The organism is Mesorhizobium sp. M2A.F.Ca.ET.042.01.1.1 (assembly GCF_003997405.1).
GTDB lineage: Bacteria > Pseudomonadota > Alphaproteobacteria > Rhizobiales > Rhizobiaceae > Mesorhizobium.
The window spans coordinates 1-849 of the sequence record NZ_RZRX01000605.1; the positions used below are offsets into that span (position 1 = coordinate 1).

The 849-nt window shown below is 55.1% G+C and carries 1 pseudogene; it reads right to left on the reverse strand.

What is annotated here, in order from left to right:
• A pseudogene (locus EOA23_RS35125) lies at window positions 1-298 on the reverse strand (hypothetical protein); the annotation flags it as partial.
• Window positions 299-849: the final 551 nt, after the last annotated feature.

The following is an 849-nucleotide window of genomic DNA, read 5'->3' on the forward strand; positions in this document are numbered from 1 at the left end:
CAATGGGAATGAATTGTCGCCGGATTGGGTCTTGGAGGAAGTCCGACCAATTGATCAAGTTCAGCAGGTACGGCGTGATCCGCATCGCCATCGGTGCGCGCTCTAGTCCGAGCTCAACGTCTCGCAACAGGGTCTCGTCGGCGTCACCTGCCATCCATTCGCGCAACTGGTCAATGTGTGTAACGGCATGACGCTCTTGCCAATCGGCATCGGAGAATTCAAATCTCTCATGCGCAATACGGCTCATCGGAACTTCGCCTGAGAAGTCGGAAGCAGAATGGTCGGTGAGTGTGGTCACGGAGGGTTCTCCCCAGTCGGCGACGTGTTTGCCGATATCGGAGCATAAACCGTGCCACGGAGAACATCCTATTTGAAGAACAGGATAGGGCTTGTATTGCCTGTCACATGTCCGACTTTGTCGGACATGTGACAAAAGAAATCGTCGACCACGGAATGAACTTCTCTGTCGCCTCACACGGGGGCTGATCTTCCATAGGCGGCAGAGAAAGGTTTCCAAGCGCTCATCGGCAAGTCGGCCTTTGGCAATCTCCTTGTTCATCGGTTGGGCGTGCTTGTCATCAGGCTTGCCGGCTCCGATTCAGAGCCAAGGCCAGCAACAAAGCAGATTCACCGGATGGATTTCGTTGTAATCGTCGATCCATCCGTCGGCCATGCAAAGCCGTACCGCATGCCGCCTGGGCCATGCGGTATGGCGCAAGTGATCCCATCCAGCCATTGAGTTGACGTAGACCTTGCACGGCGTTGGGCGATGCCGTCGAGCCAGAAGTGAAGAGCCAAGCGATCTCCAGATACCAGTTTCAGCACTCCGTGCTAACGTTCCGTCTTTTC